The sequence below is a fragment of the Hyphomicrobium sp. genome (genome assembly GCF_036833075.1).
Lineage (GTDB): Bacteria > Pseudomonadota > Alphaproteobacteria > Rhizobiales > Hyphomicrobiaceae > Hyphomicrobium_C.
Genome location: NZ_DAITQL010000090.1, coordinates 1 through 16065, shown reverse-complemented (window position 1 = coordinate 16065; position 16065 = coordinate 1). Strand labels below are relative to the sequence as shown.

Annotated in this window: 17 protein-coding genes; 12 read left to right on the top strand and 5 right to left on the bottom strand. The window is 61.6% G+C overall.

Going from position 1 to position 16065, the window contains the following annotated elements; genetic code table 11:
• Positions 1-14: 14 nt before the first annotated feature.
• On the top strand, positions 15-248 hold the full coding sequence (locus tag V7082_RS18580; protein ID WP_334150906.1) for a DUF2274 domain-containing protein: 234 nt from the start codon (positions 15-17) through the stop codon (positions 246-248).
• Between the two features lie 6 nt (positions 249-254).
• Here V7082_RS18580 and V7082_RS18575 read toward each other — a convergent pair whose 3' ends face one another.
• Together V7082_RS18575 and V7082_RS18570 are read right to left on the bottom strand one after the other, a co-directional pair.
• Positions 255-875 (bottom strand): TetR/AcrR family transcriptional regulator, encoded by a 621-nt coding sequence (locus V7082_RS18575; protein WP_334150904.1) that lies wholly within the window; start codon positions 873-875, stop codon positions 255-257.
• 285 nt (positions 876-1160) lie between these two features.
• Positions 1161-1442: a hypothetical protein gene (locus V7082_RS18570; protein ID WP_334150907.1), complete on the bottom strand. Its 282-nt coding sequence runs from the start codon at positions 1440-1442 to the stop codon at positions 1161-1163.
• Between V7082_RS18570 and V7082_RS18565 the strand changes: the two genes are divergently transcribed.
• On the top strand, positions 1326-2192 hold the full coding sequence (locus V7082_RS18565; RefSeq protein WP_334150905.1) for a LysR family transcriptional regulator: 867 nt from the start codon (positions 1326-1328) through the stop codon (positions 2190-2192). The genes V7082_RS18570 and V7082_RS18565 overlap by 117 nt on opposite strands.
• A gap of 139 nt (positions 2193-2331) precedes the next feature.
• Positions 2332-3192, top strand: a complete 861-nt coding sequence (locus V7082_RS21620; protein ID WP_442909820.1) for a 4'-phosphopantetheinyl transferase family protein — start codon at positions 2332-2334, stop codon at positions 3190-3192.
• 6 nt (positions 3193-3198) lie between these two features.
• On the opposite strand, the gene V7082_RS18555 is transcribed toward V7082_RS21620, so the two are convergent.
• Together V7082_RS18555 and V7082_RS18550 are read right to left on the bottom strand one after the other, a co-directional pair.
• The gene (locus tag V7082_RS18555) at positions 3199-3417 is read right to left on the bottom strand and encodes an MbtH family protein (protein ID WP_334150902.1); all 219 of its coding nucleotides are present in this window, start codon (positions 3415-3417) and stop codon (positions 3199-3201) included.
• A gap of 48 nt (positions 3418-3465) precedes the next feature.
• The gene (locus V7082_RS18550; protein ID WP_334150901.1) at positions 3466-4554 is read right to left on the bottom strand and encodes an aromatic ring-hydroxylating oxygenase subunit alpha; all 1089 of its coding nucleotides are present in this window, start codon (positions 4552-4554) and stop codon (positions 3466-3468) included.
• Positions 4555-4769: 215 nt separating this feature from the next.
• Between V7082_RS18550 and V7082_RS18545 the strand changes: the two genes are divergently transcribed.
• Positions 4770-6017 (top strand): cytochrome P450, encoded by a 1248-nt coding sequence (locus V7082_RS18545; RefSeq protein ID WP_334150900.1) that lies wholly within the window; start codon positions 4770-4772, stop codon positions 6015-6017.
• Positions 6014-7264 (top strand): cytochrome P450, encoded by a 1251-nt coding sequence (locus tag V7082_RS18540; RefSeq protein WP_334150899.1) that lies wholly within the window; start codon positions 6014-6016, stop codon positions 7262-7264. Before V7082_RS18545 ends, V7082_RS18540 begins: the two co-directional genes overlap by 4 nt.
• A gap of 18 nt (positions 7265-7282) precedes the next feature.
• Here the strand turns inward: V7082_RS18540 and V7082_RS18535 are convergent, their stop codons facing one another.
• Positions 7283-8134: a CmcJ/NvfI family oxidoreductase gene (locus V7082_RS18535; RefSeq protein ID WP_334150898.1), complete on the bottom strand. Its 852-nt coding sequence runs from the start codon at positions 8132-8134 to the stop codon at positions 7283-7285.
• An 82-nt stretch (positions 8135-8216) separates the two neighbouring features.
• Between V7082_RS18535 and V7082_RS18530 the strand changes: the two genes are divergently transcribed.
• From V7082_RS18530 to V7082_RS18500, 7 genes are all read left to right on the top strand, one after another.
• Positions 8217-9071, top strand: coding sequence for an ABC transporter substrate-binding protein (locus V7082_RS18530; RefSeq protein ID WP_334150897.1), 855 nt, complete (start codon positions 8217-8219; stop codon positions 9069-9071).
• Positions 9068-11047: a Fe(3+)-hydroxamate ABC transporter permease FhuB gene (gene fhuB, locus V7082_RS18525; protein WP_334150896.1), complete on the top strand. Its 1980-nt coding sequence runs from the start codon at positions 9068-9070 to the stop codon at positions 11045-11047. Before V7082_RS18530 ends, fhuB begins: the two co-directional genes overlap by 4 nt.
• Positions 11047-11841, top strand: a complete 795-nt coding sequence (locus V7082_RS18520; protein WP_334150895.1) for an ABC transporter ATP-binding protein — start codon at positions 11047-11049, stop codon at positions 11839-11841. Before fhuB ends, V7082_RS18520 begins: the two co-directional genes overlap by 1 nt.
• Before the next feature lie 71 nt (positions 11842-11912).
• Positions 11913-13139 carry an ADP-ribosylglycohydrolase family protein gene (locus tag V7082_RS18515; RefSeq protein WP_334150894.1) on the top strand — a complete coding sequence of 409 codons (1227 nt, stop codon included), beginning with the start codon at positions 11913-11915 and terminating at the stop codon, positions 13137-13139.
• A 46-nt stretch (positions 13140-13185) separates the two neighbouring features.
• Positions 13186-13854 carry a hypothetical protein gene (locus V7082_RS18510; RefSeq protein WP_334150893.1) on the top strand — a complete coding sequence of 223 codons (669 nt, stop codon included), beginning with the start codon at positions 13186-13188 and terminating at the stop codon, positions 13852-13854.
• Positions 13855-13890: 36 nt separating this feature from the next.
• Positions 13891-14280 (top strand): AMP-binding protein, encoded by a 390-nt coding sequence (locus V7082_RS18505; protein ID WP_334150892.1) that lies wholly within the window; start codon positions 13891-13893, stop codon positions 14278-14280.
• 390 nt (positions 14281-14670) lie between these two features.
• The coding region (locus tag V7082_RS18500; RefSeq protein WP_334150891.1) for an amino acid adenylation domain-containing protein at positions 14671-16065 on the top strand (1395 nt) is incomplete at its 3' end.

Sequence of the window (16065 nt, the reverse complement as noted above, 5' to 3'; positions counted from 1 at the left end):
TACAGGAGTTGACCATGGCGAAGCTGAAACTCGGACCCATCGTCGAGGACAGGCCGGTCAAGGTGACAGTGGAGCTGCCCGGACCGCTTCATCGCGACCTCGTCGCCTATGCCGAGGTCCTGGCGCGCGAGTCCGGTCAACCCGCCGCAGACCCGGTCAAACTGATCGTGCCGATGCTGGAGCGGTTCGTCGCCACAGACCGGGGTTTCGCGAAGGAGAAGCGGAGCAAGTCGGGCGGCCACCAATGACCTGTACTACCTGCGATCAGGAGCGGTGGCCGCGATGATCTCGAGAAGCGTATCAATGACGACGAGCGCGGCGTCGAACCGGGCTTCGTCACCCGGCGCTCGGTTCTGCAGCGCAAGGGTGACTGCGCCGTGAACCGCCGCCCAGTAGGTGAAAGCGTACCGGTTCGGGTCCATCCCGGGGAGAAAGCCCTGCTTCTGGCAGGCCTTAATCGCCTTCACAGCCAGTTCCAGCACGGACGCTCCGGCATCGGACGAGAGTGGATCCTCGTCCGCGGCGACGCCCGGCGGTGGAGAAAACATCAGTCGGTACAGCGTCGGATTGTTGAAGGCGAACTGGACATAGGCGCGGGTGCCTTCACGCAAATATGCGAGCGGATCGGAGCGCAAGCGCTTCGAAAGCGCAAGCTTCTCCTCATAAAGCTTCCGGAAGCCGGCATCGTGCACCGCCCGCAGCAATGCGTCCTTGTTGCGGAAATGCCCGTAGAGAGCGGGTGCGGTACAGCCGACGGCCTCGGCGACCGCCGCCAGCGGCACATCGAAATCGTCCCTCTCGCCAAGGAGCCGGATGGTCTCCTCGACCGCTTTCCGGGAAATGTCGAGCGCGTCTTCCTTCTTCGGGCGGGCCATCAATGCCGCCCGCGCTGCGGTCGGACTGCCCCGGGTCCCGACTGCGCTTCCAAGGACCAGGGCATCATCGTTTCGGAAGGCACTTCGCTTCTCTCCTGCTGGCGGACGGCTGACCGGAGTTTACTTAATGCCATTAATTTTCATTGACGACTGCGCTGTCAACCGGCACGATGTCATAAACTGAATAATGTTAAGTTTCTTGCGTGAGCGAACCATGACGACACGGCGCAGGGATAACGACGCGGCTGGAGCCTCGATAGGCATCAAAGGTGGCGCTCGGCTTCCTCAGGCGTCGGATGGGGCGCGACGGGCAGACGGGAACAGTTGATCGTGGATGGGCCGGATGACATTGGTCCGCGCCGGAGCAACAAGGCTCCAGATGAAATCCTGATACCTGAGCTGCCGCGCAGTCGCATCAAGCTCCACCACCTCCGGTATTTCGTGGCGGCCGTGGAGCACGGCAGCTTCCGCAAGGCAGGCCGAGCACTCGATATCGAAGAATCGGCGATCAGCCGCCGCATTCGGGACATGGAAGACGAGCTCGGCGCATCGCTGTTCCAGCGCCACGCGGGAGGTGTCCGCTTGACGATCGCCGGCGAGAGATTTCTTGGGCCGGCGCGCAAGGCGCTCCGGCATATCGACACGGGCGCCAGTGACGTCGCTGCGGTCGGTCGATCGGAAGAGGGACACGTCAGGGTAGGCGTCTTCTCGTCACTCGCATCTGGGTTCCTGTTCGATCTGCTGCGGCAGTTCGGCAGGCTCCATCCAAATGTTCGAGTGGATCCCATCGAAGGCAATCCGGCGGAGCATGTCGCTGCTGTCCGGACGCTGAATCTCGACGTCGCCTTCATTACCGGCACGAAGACCTGGGACGACTGTGAGACCGAGCATCTGTGGTGCGAGAGGGTCTTCGTTGTACTGCCTGACGATCATCCGTTGGCGGTCAAAGCCGAAATCGGATGGCCGGACCTGACGGCGGAGAGGTTCATCGTGAGCGACGTTGCCCCGGGCCAAGAGGTCCACGACTTCCTGGTCGCGCACCTGTCCGATCTCGGCTCTCACCCTGACATTCAGTCCCACCAGGTTGGCCGCGATAACATGCTATCGCTCGTCGCTGTCGGTCGCGGCATCACGCTAACGAGCGAAGCCACGATCGTCGCGAAATTTCCCAGGATCGCCTATCGGGAGCTCAAGGGTGAGGTTTTGCCGTTCAGCATGGTGTGGTCCACCCGGAACGACAACCCCGCATGCCGGCGGCTGCTGAGCATGGCGCGGGAGATTGGCTGGCGACCACAAACACCCGCCGACGCCCGCTGACAAGCCCGCTAGGCGGAAGGGATCGCGAAGGCCAAGGGGACTTCGGAGCTGATAAGCGAATCCGCTCAGCATTTCCGATTCTTCGCATATTTTTCAGACCAGTTGATAGGGCTGTCTGGCGGAGGCGGTTGATGTGTTGATGTTGTCGTGCGACCTAGTTGTAAACTGTCCATTGCGAGCTTTTCGTTCCGGAGTAATAGCGTTGTCCCAGTCACTCACAGGTTTGCCGTTGCGAACGCTGCAACAGTCTGGCGATCTCATTGCTCCTCATGCGGCTGCTTGGGCTCGTGAGGGCGACCCGGGTAATCCAGTTGTTCTACAAGCACTCTTCGCTAAGGACGGATCGGACCAATCAGGTGCTCCGACCTTGTGGTTTGGGATTCCTGCCGATGGATCGGTGTCCTCTCTGCTTGCGTTGCTTCCAGAAGCGGAGCGGTTAGAAATTGGACGCTTGCGTAGCGACCAGGACCGATGGAGCGTTGCCGCAGCCCGCGCGGCAGCACGAATCCTTCTTAGCCAACTCCTTGATTGTCCTGCGCGGGATATTTCCCTCATTCGGAGTGACCGCGGAAAGCCCCGGCTCGATCCTCGGTATCACGGAGCTAAGGCGAAACACCTCCACTTCAGCATCAGCCACACTAAAGAATTGGTGGCTGTCGCGATAGGGCGTTCTCCTATTGGCATCGACGTAGAAGCGGTGCGTGAATTTCCAGATATGATGCAAGTCGCCAGAATGCAATTCGCTCGCGAAATGCTTCATGACCTTCTGGCGGTCGAGGCAGATACGGAGAGGGCCGCGCTCTTCTTTCGATTTTGGACCTTGGGCGAGGCGTTCATCAAAGCAACCGGCGAAGGCATCGCGCAAGGGCTGCAATCCTTTTCTTTTCCTGCCCATGGCCGCCCAGCATTGACGCGGGTGAGCGAACTCTGGGGGCCGCCGGGTCGCTGGTGCTTTGGAACACTGGGGTGGGGAATGCTCCCTCTTAACGGCTACCCCTAGCTCGCGCTATTTCGCGAATGCGTCCATCTCGCGCACCAGACTGAGCGGACGCATGTCGGTCCAGTTCTCGTCGATCCACGCCATGCACGTTTGCCGTTTGCCCCGTGGTCCAATCGTCCGCCATCCGGCAGGCACGTCAAACTGAGCGGGCCACATTGAATGTTGGCCTTCATCGTTGACCAGAACGAGGAACTCGCCTTCCTCATCGTCGAAGGGATTAGTCATTATGATGCGCTCCTTTCTCCAAGCTGATGAATACCCTAGCGGCACGTTTCAGATCGGCAAGCCAACAACTTCCAGGACAGCCCGGTGGAACGCCTGCACGGCCGGCTCATTGCGCCCCACAATCAGATCTGGATTTTCTCCCTCGGCCGCTAGGTTGTACCAGATGCCTTCAGCGACATCATAATCCTCCAGCGTCACATCGCTCTTGCTGTCGTCGATGGTCCCGAATTTGGCTTGATAGCTTTCAACCGAAAGGCCCGCGATGTGGACCGAGAATAGACAGACCATCTCGCCCGGCGTCTCGCCAGGAAAGATGCGGAACATGCGCACGAAACGCTCGGCGGATCCGATATCGCCGGCGACCAGAATGGTATTTGGGAAGATGAAGTAGGTTCCCGTATGCCGCGCTTCAGGCCATTCCTGCTCAAGCGTGCCGACCAGATCGGCAAGCGCACGCTCCGCAAAGGTCAGCACCCAGTGTGCGGCATGATCGTCGAACGCGGCTACATCGGAAATGTAGGCGTCTCCGATGGAGCGGGCGTGCAACACGCCAAAATGATAGCTCTCGGCATACGTATCGATGGCGATCTTCCAATTGGTCCGCGCATCAAGGCGGCTGGCCTGGACCGGCTCCATCTCGGCCAGTTCGAGTGTCGCCAGGATCGGCGCGAAGCTGCGTAGATGCCCCGGTAGGTCGAGCGGCTCGTCACCACGCAATCGCACAAAAACGGCACCATCCTGTTCTGCTGCGGCGACGGGTGACAGCCGACAATTTTCGAGCGTCAGCGGGTCAAAACCTGCTCGACCTGGGACGTTCGCCAGGTGGCCAGCCAAATCGTAGCTCCAACCGTGGAACGGGCAGACGATACGCCGGCCGCGCCTCACGCCTGGACCGTCCGCGGAACTCACGAGCTGCGCGGCGCGATGCACGCAACGATTACGAAAGGCGCGAACCTGCCCGTTGTCATCCCTCAAGATCAAAACCGCATGGCCGGCGACCTCAAACACTGTCCGGTCGCCGGGGAGCGGGATGTCCCGTGCAAGACAGGCGATAAGCGGCACCCCTTCAAACAAGGCCCGCCTTTCGGCAGCCCAGCGCGTCGGATCGGTGTAATAATGCACGGGGAGACGCAGCACTGTCGGTGCAAAGTCCGTGGTTCTGCCGGCCGCGATATGCGCGACCAAGCGTCGGCGAACGGATCGAGCTTGCGCGCGTCGCGCCTCTTGAAACATAGTCGTCTGAGCCAGCTGTCAGCACCCCCAGATTTCAGCACCCCGAGGAACAGTAGCTTGAATACTCAAAAAGGAAAATCGAATTCAGCAGTGGTCTCGCGATATTGGAGGTGTACTGCGTGATCGAGGATCGAGTCGATCTCTCCGTGGAAGATACCGTGGTGGCGAGGCCTGCCCATGTGCCGACCGACCGGATAGTGGATCTCGACGTCTATCGCCTGCCGGGATCAAGTGACGATTTTCTGCAAGCTTGGCTGGAGGTGGCTACCAGCGCCCCGGCGCGAATCATCTGGACGCCGCGCAATGGCGGGCACTGGGTCGTGCTGGGGGGAGCTGACATTGCTCACATCTATGCCGATCACGAGCATTTCTCCTCTCGGATCACGCTTGTTCCCCGCAAATGGGGCGAACTGTATCCGCTACGGCCCACCACCCTCGACCCACCCGAACACCAGCCCTATCGGCGCATTCTAACCAGCCTGTTGTCGAGCCGCACTGTGCGCCGCTCCATACCGATCGTGCGCGCGCTCGCCTCTCGCGCCGCCACAGGCATCCGTTCTCGGGGAGCGTGCGACGTCGTCGCGGATTATGCCGCAGCGCTACCCTTCGCTCTGTTCGCGGGTCTGGCGGGAATCGAGGCCGACCGCATGGGTGTGTTGCCTGGCCATGCCGCTCATTTGCTTGCAGATGAAGGGACCGATCTCGTTGAGCCCGTGATGGATCGCTTCGCAACCTTCCTGCGGGCGTTAATCGCGGAGCGGCGGGCCGTGCCGGGAGATGACATCATCACTGCGCTTCTGGCCGGCAAAATCGACGGCCGACCTATCGAAGATGATGAGGCTGTGGATGTTGCGACCGCTCTGTTGACCGGTGGCCTGGACACCGTCGTGTCGCTCTTTGCGATGATGATGAGGCACCTCGCCGGTGAAGACGCGCTGCGCCGCAGGCTCGTCGCCGATCCGGGATTGTTGCCGGCGGCGGTGCGCGAGATGACACGGCGCTTCGCCATCATGACCAAGGCGCGACTGGTCCGCGCGGACCAGCTCTTGGACGGCGTGACCCTGAAGGCAGGAGACATGGTCGTGATGCCGCCGTTGCACGGCCTAGACCCCGCGATTTTCCCCGATCCTTTGCGCGTGGACCTGGACCGGCACGCCGCCCCGCATTCGGCATATGGTAACGGAGTTCACCGTTGCCCCGGTGCGCAACTGGCCGAAGCGGAAATGACAATCATGCTGGAAGAATGGCTGGCCCGAATCCCAAACTTCACGCTCGATCCTGATCGCCCGGTGCGCATGCAAGGCGGCGTGCTGGGTACGGTCGTCACTTGCCACCTGCGCTGGGATACGGCGACCTCGACACCATGACCTATGATGCGGAATCCCTACTAGCGCAGGCAACGCGCGAGGCTGATCGTCTGCCTCTCGAACAGATCAACGTCAGCTTAGGAGAGCGCTTTCGAAGCGAGACAGTCGGACCTTATTTCGCGCGCCTACGGCGAGACGATCCAGTCCATTGGTGCCCTGACAGCGCCTACGGTCCCTACTGGTCGGTCACGCGGTACGCCGATCTCATTGCAGTGGAAAAGAACTTCGAAGACTTCTCGTCGGCGGGCAACGTCATCATCAATGACGTTCCACCCGAGTTCGACGCGCCGGCATTCGCCACAGCCGATCCGCCCGGGCATACCGCCGAGCGAGCTGCTGTGGCGCCGGCGCTCGGCAATCGGCGCGTCAGCGCGCTGGAAGACGAAATTCGGCGCGAAATCGGCTTGATTCTCGATGCGCTTCCAGTGGGGGAACCCTTCGATTGGGTGGAGCGGGTTTCGGTCGAGTTGACCACGCGGATGGTGGCCGCGCTGTTCGACTTTCCACGCGATGAGCGCCACCTGCTGCCCTATTGGGCCGAAGTGCTGGTGACAGGCCCAGAACCTGGCGCCCTGGTCGAGAGCTGGGATCAGCGAGCGGCGATCCTCGATGTCTATCTGGCTCGCATCATGGAGATGTGGCGCACCCGTACAGGCGGGTGCGGGCACGACATCATTTCCGCGCTCGCGAACGCGCCCGCCACCTGCGCCATGCCGCAGGATCCCAAGCATCTGATCGGGACCGTAACCATGATCGCTGGCGCCAACGAAGCGGCGCGTGGTGCGCTCTCGGGCGGCGTCGTTGCATTCGACCGTTTTCCGCAAGCTTGGGACCAACTGCGCGCCGCGCCGTCACTCATTCCCAATGCGGCGGCAGAGATCGTCCGCTGGCAATCTCCGATCATCCATATGCGACGAACGGCAACTCGCGATACCGATTTTGGCGGCAAGTTAATTCGAAAGGGTGACAAGATCGTGCTCTGGTACTGGTCGGCGAATCGCGACGAGGTGGTGTTCGAGGATGGCGAGGCGTTCCGTGTCGACCGGCCTAACGCTCAACGTCACGCCGGCTTTGGTTCGGGCGTCCATCGCTGCCTTGGCAGGCGCGTAGCTGACATGGAGCTACGGCTGCTTTGGGAAGAGATCCTGCCGCGCTTCCGCCGTCTCCGCCTCTGTGAGCCACCGAAGAGGATAGCCTCCAACTTCTCGTCCAACTACCAGCGTGTAATGGTCGTCGCCGAGAGGTAATGGAACCCGGCCGGGAGCCTAATCGAAAAAAGCGATTAGCCGCTCGTCGATGCTCTCGCGGGGCGGAACGTCTTCGGAGCAGTTCGGATCCGTGAAGGCGGCATGGGCAACGCCCTGCGGTCGGGTCGGATCGGAATCGTAGCCCGTGAAGACCAGCAAGTCGTTTCGGCCCAAGTTCGGAAAATAGAACCAGTGCTGAGCCGGGTTGTAGTGGTAAAGGCTGAGTTCAAAGCGGATCGTGCTGCCGTCTCTGGCCGTAATCACCTGATCGCAGCCAACAACATCCTTCGACAGCACGCTGGCCGGCTCGCAGAATGCGAGCGGCGTATCCTGTGGCGGATTGGTCAGGCACCGCCAGACATTGTAGATCGCATAGCGGCGAGCCAGCCTCTTCTGCGCTTCTCCGCCAGGCAGCAGATGCTCCACCCAAAACCGTGAACCGGCAGCTGAGGAGCTGAAATCGCAATGGGCAAAGCGTCCCAGCACGGTCGTCCCATCAAGACTATGGCGCATCGAGCGCTCGCTGCGACGGACAACGCCGTTGCCCAACGCCACGACCTTGACGGCTCCAGTCGTCTCGGCGACGATCTCCTCGAGCGCTCGAAGATAGGCGGTGCGGCCTTCACCTGCCGGTTGGTACTCCAGCGGACCTGTCAGATGAATTATCTCGATGCCATGGCGATCGAGCGTGAATGTCATCCGCTCGTCATGGATCGCGCTGATTGGAACGATGTGCCCTTCAAGCGGGAGAAAATCCTTGTCCGAAGGCGTATCATGAAAGACAGGACGCCGCTCGCACGGCGCTAGGAACGCGATCTCAGCTTCGACGATCGCCAGCGAGCACTCCGTATCATAAGTGTTCAGGGTCACGGGCTTGTCTCTTCTCTACACCTTTATTAACAACTAGGGTATGATGAGGGGCAAGTCCAAGTTATTTCTAACACGGAGGAACTTGGTCGGCGCAATCGCCTGGTCGGCGTTGTTGCCGAGCCCGCTCGCTGCGTCACCGGCAGCTCAGCGCGTCGCCGTGTTGGATTGGGCCATCGCTGAGACCCTTTTCGCGCTTGGGGAACCGCCGATTGCGTTGGTGGCGGCGAGCGACTGGAATCGATTCGTGGTCGAGCCCCACCTGCCGCCTGGCACGGCCGATATCGGCGTCCAGCAAGAGGTCAATTTCGAGCTTTTGGCATCTCTGCGCCCTGATCTGATCCTGACGTCGCCATTTTCGCAAGACCAGGAACCAGCGCTCGCCCGCATCGCACCGGTTCGCCGATTCACCGTCTTCGAACCGACATCGTCGCCACTCGAGCGCCCTCGCAGATTGACCCGTGAATTGGGGGCGATGGTCGGAGCCGAACGGCAAGCGGAAGCTCTCATCGCATACAGCGATGTGCAGCTAGCTGCTTGCCGCGCGCGTCTGGCGCGTTTGCGCCTGCCGCCACTTCTCCTCGTGAGCTTTCTCGACGCACGGCATGTGCGTGCTTATGGTGGAGTCGGCCTCTACCAGAATGTCCTCGACACACTGGGACTCCAGAACGCCTGGACCAAGCCCACAAATGCTTGGGGCTTTGCGACGACGGGGATAGAAGGGCTTGCAACCGACAAGGACGTGCGCCTCGTCGCGTTCCAGCCCGTCCCGCCGGATGCGTTGATGACACTCGCCCAGAGCCCTCTCTGGCGTGAGCTGCCGTTCGTCAAGGCGGGCCATATGTCGATATTGCCGCCGGTGCTCATGTTCGGAGCGCTGCCGGCCGCCCTGCGATTCGCACACCTGCTCACGACTGAGCTGGAGCGCGTCGCGGGATGATGGATGGAAAGGAAAAATTCGGCCCAGCCCTGCTGGCTCTCATCCTCGCTCTGATCGCCGGCGGGCTGGTGATCGCGGTCATCCATGATCCGCTGACGGCGTTCCTACGAACACCCTTGAGGACCGAGGGCTACGACGCTGACAGGATGGTCTTCATCTATGCAACGCTGCCCCGGCTGGCCATGGCGGCGCTGTGCGGGGCCGGACTGGCGGGGGCCGGCGCCATCATGCAGTTCGTGCTGCGCAACCCGCTGGCTTCGCCGACGACGCTTGGTGTCGAGGCTGGTGCGCGAGTAGCACTGGCGATTGCCACAGTCGCGGCGCCGGGCCTTCTCGTTTTCGGCCGGGATCTTATCGCCGTCTCGGGCAGCGCAATCACTACAGGTCTGGTTTTCCTGCTCGTTCGGCGTCGAGGTTTCGAACCAGTCGCGACGGTGATCGCCGGCCTGATCGTCGGTTTGTTCTGCGGCGCCCTGGCCGCTTTGCTGGGCCTTGTCGAGGCTCGGCAAATGACTGCGGTCTTTCTATGGGGCAGCGGGTCTTTGAGCCAACAGAGCTGGTCGCCGTTCGTGGGTTTGGCCCTGCGTTTGGGGCTGGCCTCGTTGGCCTTGCTGCCGCTCCTGCGCTCCTTGGCCGTCCTGCAATTGGGCGACGAAGGGGCTCGAGGGCTTGGCCTATCGGTAGCGCGTCTGCGTTTCGTCGCGATCGCTATCGCCTCAATCATCACCGCCGTTATCGTGAGCACAGTCGGCGTGATCGGCTTCGTCGGACTTGTCGCGCCGGCCCTCGCGCGGCTAGCCGGTGCACGTCGGCTCGTAGCACTATTGGGCTGGTCGATCCTGCTCGGCGCATTGATGCTGTTGATCACCGACACGGCTGTCCAGCTCGTCGCCGGCCAGCTTTCCGAGTTCCTGCCGACTGGTGCCGTCACGGCCGTTCTCGGCTCGCCCTTGCTTCTCTTGCTCATTCGCCGGATGAAGCCCTCGGTGCCCCCCGCCATCGCCGCGCCGCCCAATTGGAGTGATCCACCCGCGGCGCGGGCGCCTGTCATTCTGATTGGACTGGGACTTCTCGTCATTGTATCGTTGCTCGTCGGGCGAGGGCCGAGTGGCGACTGGTCACTACCCTTTGATGCGTGGGGGGCGGTCGCTGTCTGGCGGCTTCCGCGGATACTGGCGAGCGGCGCAGCCGGGGCCCTGTTGGCTTTATCCGGCGTCATCCTACAGCGCCTAACTCGCAACGAACTGGCCAGCCCCGAGGTGCTCGGCGTTTCAGCCGGCGCCTTGCTGGCTGTGGCGCTGAGCCTGGTGCTCTTCGGTGAGATAGGCGTGGCGGGTGATGCAGTGACAGCCGTCTGTGGCGGCATAGTTGTCCTGCTGCTGATCCTGACAGTCGGCCGGCGCAGCGGCTTTGCTCCGGATCATATGTTGCTTGCGGGCATTGCGGTCAGCGCGCTCGCCGACGCGCTGGTTGGTGTACTGACTGCCGTCGGCGATCCGCGCGCGATGCGCCTTCTGGGCTGGATGTCGGGCTCAGTCGCCGGCGTATCGCTCGAGGCCGCGGTGCTCACGATGTTGGCTGCGTCAGTGGCACTGTTCGCGGCGCTTGTCCTGCGCCGCTGGCTGGAGCTTCTTCCTCTGGGGTCGGAGGCCGCTCGGGGGCTCGGGGTGAATCTAACACGAGCACGACTCTCGCTGTTGCTGCTGGCCGCACTGACGAGCACAGCCGCCATGCCAATCCTTGGGCCTGTCACCTTCGTTGGATTGGTAGCCCCGCATATCGTCATGACACTGGGGCTGCGAAAGCCGCGATCGGTGCTCTTCGCCGCGGCGGGAACGGGCGCCGCGATCATGATTGGAGCGGACTGGTTGGCGCGGACTGTCAGCTTCCCGCTGCAATTGCCGACGGGGCTTGTGGCCGCGTTGTTGGGGGCGCCGGCGTTGATGCTTTTATTGAACAGAAAGGGGCGCGGTTGATGAACGGAACGTCGACCGGAATGACCCTGGCCGACCTGCAGTTCGCGGTCGGAGGCAAGATGCTCTTGCAGCCCTTGACGCTCGATATCGGCAGACAGGGCCTGACCGGCATCATCGGCCAGAACGGTTCTGGAAAATCCACCCTGCTTCGGCTTCTCGCCCGCCAGCAACCACCGAGCGGAGGAACGATCCACTATGATGGGCGTGATGTCGTCGACTGGCCGGATCGCGCCTTCGCTCGTGCCGTCGGCTATCTGCCGCAACATGTACCAATCACGACACGGCTGACGGTGCGAGAGCTGGTGGCTTTTGGACGCTATCCTTGGCACGGCGCCTTTCGTCGCTTCAGCGAGGCCGATGCCGTGAAGGTCGACGAGGCGCTCGACCTCACTGCGATGACCGGCCTAGCCGAGCGGTTCCTGGAAACCCTCTCGGGCGGCGAACGCCAACGCGCCTGGCTCGCCATGCTCGTGGCGCAGGAAGCGCGGCTGCTGTTGCTCGACGAGCCAATCGCGGCGCTGGACGTGGGTCATCAGATCGAGGTTCTCAGCCTGCTCCGGCAGCTCAGCGAGACGCATCGCGCTGCGAGCGTGGTTGTGATCCATGAGATCAATATGGCGGCGCGCTTCTGCGACCGGATCATAGCTCTGCGTCAGGGGCATCTTGTCGCCGATGCGGCGCCGGAAGAGCTGCTGATTCCTGATCGCCTGGATGCGATTTACGGCATACCCATGGGCGTTGCCCCCCTACCTGAGGGAAGGGGCCGATTTGCCTTTCCCATGGCCGACAGGTGAGTTGACCCTCGGGCGCCGTCGTTCAATCGTAGAGAGTGTGACGCATTCAATCATGGGGGACTGCCGGGACGATGATCGCTCAGGAAGACGTGGACCCATTCTCCTTCCCGCAAGGCCTTGATTTCGTTGTGCGAAGCGACGACTGCCGTTCCGGTCGGATGTCCGGCTTTACGGTTTTCGATGCGTCCCACAACCCTGACCGCGCGTTGGTGGCGGAACGCCTGCGCTCAGGCATGCAGAACGACGAAGAGAATCGCGTGTTCGGAACGGTGTTGGGGCTCGCCGTCGGCGACGCGCTCGGCGCTCCCTTGGAATTCAGCGATCTCACATATGGCACTTCGGATTTGTCCGGTTTCCAATCCGACGCCTGGGGCAGGGCGGAATACAACAGATTTGCACTTCGCCCTGGCCAATGGACAGACGACACTAGTATGGCGCTCTGTCTCGCCGATTCGCTACTGCTGAAAGGCGCATTCGATGCCCATGACGTGCGGCTCCGTTTCCTGAACTGGTGGTACTTTGGCTATTGCAACGCCTTCTTTCTGGACGATCAGAGGCCGACAAAAAATTCAGTCGGGCTCGGCGGCAATATATGGCAAAGCTTCGAAGAATTTACACGGCTCAGGACGCAATTCACGACAGCCGGAGATTTGAAGACATCGGGAAATGGATCCCTCATGCGCAATGCGCCAGTAGCGCTTTTCTTCCGGCATGACGCCCGATTGGCGGACACCATTTCTTACTGGCAGAGCAAAACCACCCATCAGGGTGAGGAAGCCGCCGAATGCTGCCGACTGCTGACTCGGTGCATACTCGACGGTATTCGCGGCGATGGAACAGCGCGCTGCCTCGAAGGGCTGGCGGATCGTTTCACGTCGCAAGTCTATTCGGTGGCTTGCCTGTCGCGCTCCGAGCAGGAAAGCGCATGCACCGACAATATCGGCGCTAGTCTGGAAGACAGGAATTGGAACTGGGCCAGCTCGGACTTTCGATACTCTCCGACCCGCGCGCGCGAACATCCTGAATATATTGGTAGTTACGCTATGGACGCCCTGGCAATGGCGTTGCATTGCATCTGGTCGACCTCGTCGTTTGCCGATGCTGTTCTCAAATGCGCAAATCTCGGTGGCGATTCCGATACGACGGCTGCCATCACCGGGCAGATTGCAGGCGCCATCTACGGAGCAAGCGCTATTCCAATGGATTGGATAGACGCGGTCCTGCGCTGGGATGCGCATTCGGACATCCTGTTGCGAGCCCATAAACTGAGCCAACGCCAGAGGATCGAAATGGAATAGATGCGCCGAGCCTATCGGTGAATTCTGTTAAGAGTGGAAATGAGCCATGATACTAGACGAAAGGGCCGACTATTTTTTCGCGTCTTCGCGTGTTCGGCAAGCCCTCCGAGAAGCGATAAGGCTTGTCAACAGCGAAGAATTCGCCGAAGCACAGATCGAGCTCGGCACCTGCCTGAGCAATGCCTTGGGCACCCAAGTCGCAATCGTCTCGCATGATATGGCGGTCCTATATGCGTACCTCGCTATCGCTACCGACGCAGGCCATGAACTCGGTAAGGCGCTCGATATCCTCTCCGAGGGAATTCGTAATATCAACGCTAGCGATCCCAACGAGCGCTTCTACTCGAGTCGCCTTATCGCAGTTCAGCTATGGCTGCTTGAGAAGGCCGGAAGATCCGAAGGCGCGTTGACGATCGCAAAACAAGCCGTCGAGAGATTGCCTCCGCCGTGCGACGGTGACGACCGCACCAATATGTATTTGGAAGATTTATACTTCCAATACAGTTCGCTGCTCATCAAACACGGCGAGGATGAGCTGGCGTCGGCCACACTGCAAGGGATCGCTGATCGCTGCGCGCACGCCATGACACACTACGGACCCATGGCGTTCATGGAGGAGGGTAAATTCGAGCGCTTCTGGCTGAACCAAATCGGCAATGACGCTCGCGGCATAATCGCCGACAAGGCGCAATCGTCAGCGGCGCCGCAACCATGAACCCTGCGAACTCCAAGCTACGATAGCGGATAGCACATGTATGCCACCGACAATCGCTGCGTTCGCGATGCGTCTCCACAGCCTGACAAGCAGGTTGATCCCTCTTCGGAAGGGGCGTCGACCCTCGCGGCGCTGCTCGAAACTCAAGTTGCTCGAACGCCCAACGCCGTCGCCTTGACGTCTGCCGGCCCCAAAATCCGATGCGCCGAATTAGACGAACAAGGCAACCGCATCGCTTGGCAGCTCATCGCAAGAGGGCTTGGCCCAGAGAGTGTCGTCGCCTTGCTTCTCAACCGCACCCCGGCATTGGTTGCCGCGATCCTCGCTGTGCTCAAGGCCAGCGCGGCCAATCTGCCGATCGATCTGCCACGCCAGACGAACGCTTGGCGTTCGTCATCGAGGATAGCGCACCCGGCGTTGTGCTGACAATCAACGGTCTTGCGGGGTGTCTGCCGCCTCATGTGGATCGCATCTTGCCGGATGACCCGATCCGCTATTCGGCCAACGACATCCCGCCCGTCCGTATCCGACCGGGCGATTAAGTACTTGACTCCATTTTTCACCCTAGGCAATCGCGGCCCGCGCGGCTATGCTTTCCCGGCTGTTTGGGGGCAAACTGACGGCTTCGACCTGAAAGGAGCGTCGGCCATCGTGTCCCAAGATTCGTAGGGAACGATGACCACGGAGCGTCAAGACCAGCCAAATATGGACCGCCTCGGTGCAAGCGGCCAACCCGCCGAATGCCTGTCGGCGTCGGGTGCCTCGACCGATTGCCCTAGCCAGGACAACGCCCCCTCGACTACGCGCTCCCCCGGCTTGGCCCAGTTGTTTGAAGCCCAAGCCGGCTCGACACCCGAGGCCATCGCGCTTGTCGAGGGCTCGCGGATGCTGACCTACGCCGAGCTCGACCGGCATGCGGGGCGCTTTGCGGAGATCCTGCTGAACACCGGGGCGGGACCCGAACAGGTGTTCGCGATCTTGTCGCCCGCCACGATCGAGAGCATCGTCGCGATCCTAGGTATCCTGAAGGCCGGTGCAGCCTATCTGCCGCTCGACCCGGGTCAGCCCGATATCCGCCTCGCGTCGATCCTTAGTGACGCGCGACCGACCGGTATCGTCGCCGACGAGGGAGTGGCGGTGTATTTGCCTGTGCCGCTGCGCTCGCTCTGTGTGGCGATGCCATCCCTGACTGTTGCGCCTTCGGTGGTTCCGGTGAATCCACGGAGGCAAGTTTCGCCGGATCATATCGCCTATCTCACCTACACTTCCGGCAGCACGGGAGACCCGAAAGCTGTCGCAGTCTCCCACGGTGCCATCATGCACTCGCTTCGAGCGCGTGGGCAGCTTTATCCGGATGCGCCGGGCGTCGTCTGCCTGACCGCTCCACTCACCTTCGATATCTCGGTCGCCCAGATCTTCGCGACCCTCGGCGGCGGTGGAACCCTGTTGTTGGGCGTCGATCCGGCCGGGTTCCATGACTTGGCGCCGCGCTGGCGTGACGCGGTGCGAACAGTCATGTTGGCGTCGTCGGCCTATGCCGCCGCGCTGGTCGAAGACGATGCGCCGTTCGGCACGAATCTGACGCGGGTCGTCGTCGGTGGCGATGCGTTGCAACCGAGTCTGGTCCGGCGGCATTACGAGCTGTTCGCCGCCGTTGCCCTTGTCAACGAATATGGCCCAACGGAAGCGACGATCTTCTCGACGGCGGCGCTCATCACTGCGGCAGACGATACGCCACCGATCGGGGCACCGATCCCTGGGACGAGGCTTTATCTTCTCGATGAACGACTGGAGCCCTGCCGTCCGGGCGAGACCGGAGAACTCTACATCGCTGGCGACAACCTCGCCCGCGGCTATTGGAGGCGTCCTGGCCTAACGGCCACCCGATTCATCGCCAGTCCCTTTCAACCGGGGGAACGGCTCTATCGAACCGGCGATTTGGCCAACCAGCGGGCGGATGGTCAGTTCGTATTCCAGGGGCGCGCCGACGATCAGCTCAAGGTTCGCGGCGTCCGGATAGAGCCCGGCGAGATAGCAACCGCAGTTCTGCGGGCGCCTGGTGTTGAGCAGGCCGAGGTGGTTGGCCAGCCGGCGGCCGACGGCGAATTGCGGTTGGTTGCCTATGTTGTGGGGCGTGCGCTCGATGAAGCAGCACTGCGCCGGCATCTTTTGGCGGTTCTTCCGGATTACATGGTTCCATCGGCGATCGTG

Coding starts and splice junctions, on each gene's coding strand:
- V7082_RS18580 (WP_334150906.1), top strand. CDS start 15: ATGGCGAAGCTGAAACTCGGACCCATCGTCGAGGACAGGCCGGTCAAG.
- V7082_RS18575 (WP_334150904.1), bottom strand. CDS start 875: ATGGCCCGCCCGAAGAAGGAAGACGCGCTCGACATTTCCCGGAAAGCG.
- V7082_RS21620 (WP_442909820.1), top strand. CDS start 2,332: ATGTTGTCGTGCGACCTAGTTGTAAACTGTCCATTGCGAGCTTTTCGT.
- V7082_RS18555 (WP_334150902.1), bottom strand. CDS start 3,417: ATGACTAATCCCTTCGACGATGAGGAAGGCGAGTTCCTCGTTCTGGTC.
- V7082_RS18540 (WP_334150899.1), top strand. CDS start 6,014: ATGACCTATGATGCGGAATCCCTACTAGCGCAGGCAACGCGCGAGGCT.
- fhuB (WP_334150896.1), top strand. CDS start 9,068: ATGATGGATGGAAAGGAAAAATTCGGCCCAGCCCTGCTGGCTCTCATC.
- V7082_RS18520 (WP_334150895.1), top strand. CDS start 11,047: ATGAACGGAACGTCGACCGGAATGACCCTGGCCGACCTGCAGTTCGCG.
- V7082_RS18515 (WP_334150894.1), top strand. CDS start 11,913: ATGATCGCTCAGGAAGACGTGGACCCATTCTCCTTCCCGCAAGGCCTT.
- V7082_RS18510 (WP_334150893.1), top strand. CDS start 13,186: ATGATACTAGACGAAAGGGCCGACTATTTTTTCGCGTCTTCGCGTGTT.
- V7082_RS18505 (WP_334150892.1), top strand. CDS start 13,891: ATGTATGCCACCGACAATCGCTGCGTTCGCGATGCGTCTCCACAGCCT.